We start from the raw sequence: 1,540 nt of genomic DNA on the forward strand, positions 1-1,540 counted from the left end.
GGATTACCCCGCGGAGCCCACTTCCAGACAACATCGGCGATCCATAAATTGCTGTCTCCCGCAAATGTCGATGGCTCGATACCGCCGCTGCCATGAGCATGCTCATGATCGCCGCCGCTCGCGCGCTCGCGGGCATCGGCCCACAGACCGGACAGGCCGACGCGCCAGCTATGACTGTCGCCGATATCGCCACCGAGATGGGTAAAGAGCGAATAGACACCCTTGCCTTCATTGTCCGAGCCACCTGCGGGGAACCCTGCCCCACGCAAATACTCGCCGCCCAGTTCGAAGAACGTATCAGTGGCGGCCAGCCAGCGCACCTGCAGGCCATCATCCGTATATTGCTTGCCGAGAAAGGCGCGGTAGACGAGTGGCTCGTCGGCAAAGTCCCAGGCATGGGCGTGCTGACGATTAAGGTAACCGACTTCAGAGAAGAAGCGTCCCGCCTTCAGGCCGAAACCATTGGCCAGGCCGACGGCCTCGATATAGGCCTCTTCCAGTTCAACCTCGGTTGCTGACTCATCCTGGTGCAGCCCAAGGGTGATACTGCCGAAGAAGCGGTCGTCAATGTTGCCATTGATAGCAAGCTCGGTTTCCTCGGCTGTCAGGCCCTCACTGGACAGGCCGGCCTCGCCCCCCAGCTGGAACCCGGGCAGCGCGTAGTTATCCGCACGCCTGCTATAGCTGTTGATTTTACCATTCAGGATGGCCGTGATGCCGGGATTGAAGCTGCTCTGGCTGCCAGCCGGGCTTGCTGTTACGGGAGTAACCGGGCGACTTTCCACTGCACGGTCTGTTACTGCCTGTTTGTCGGCAAGGTCGACAATACGGGACTCCAGTTGTTGAATGCGAGTCTCGTAGCTCTGTCGCATTGACGCCAGTTCCCGTTTGAGTTCCTCAATTTCACTGTCGGCTGCCAGGACGCCCGCGCCGGGCAACCCAAGCAACATAAAAATACATACAAGACGCATATACATGCTCATCGCGAATTCTCCATATCAGGCGCATCACCAGCTTGATTCAACCAGGCCGGTGCGCAAATTTGATAAAAACTATTTAATTACGAAATCAAACAGGGAGTGGCGGTGGCGCGCGGGTGGACAGCCGGGGCAGCGGACGACTGATGAGGGAGTGCTGAAATTGTGTGGTCGGAGACTCGACGCTAATAGACACCTGAATAGATAGTCCGGCATTGGCAAGACCCGCCTTGCCGTGCTGTGCCACCAGGCAAATATCACAAATCTCATTACCTGAATTTGCCAGATCGTGGTGATGGGTCGCGATCGCCCATTGACCCCAAATCAGCATGCCTGCCAGGAAGGCAACCAGCTTCAAATTTGAAAATGTCTTCACCATAAAGAAATTATAGAGAAGCCGGTAATGAATAGGAACAAAACTTTTTCGCAAATCGTGCTTATAATCCTGCATCGAGACAGACTTAATTTATCACCGGCTTATACTTATTTTCACTGCTGTCCCGTTAACATAAGCCTGACAAGCAGTAAGCTTCGAGAAAATAAGGTAACCAGGTTGATTGATG

1 protein-coding gene and 1 pseudogene are annotated in these 1,540 nt (G+C 54.6%); both read right to left on the reverse strand.

Going from position 1 to position 1,540, the window contains the following annotated elements:
- Positions 1-983, reverse strand: a pseudogene (locus RQ738_RS13605) (hypothetical protein); the annotation flags it as partial.
- An 85-nt stretch (positions 984-1,068) separates the two neighbouring features.
- Complete coding sequence (locus RQ738_RS13610; protein ID WP_314165861.1) at positions 1,069-1,428, reverse strand: hypothetical protein; 360 nt, start codon at positions 1,426-1,428, stop codon at positions 1,069-1,071.
- Positions 1,429-1,540: the final 112 nt, after the last annotated feature.

Origin of the sequence: Sulfuriflexus sp., from assembly GCF_032250955.1 — a bacterium.
Taxonomy (GTDB): Bacteria; Pseudomonadota; Gammaproteobacteria; order AKS1; family AKS1; genus Sulfuriflexus.

Coding starts and splice junctions, on each gene's coding strand:
- RQ738_RS13610 (WP_314165861.1), bottom strand. CDS start 1,428: ATGCAGGATTATAAGCACGATTTGCGAAAAAGTTTTGTTCCTATTCAT.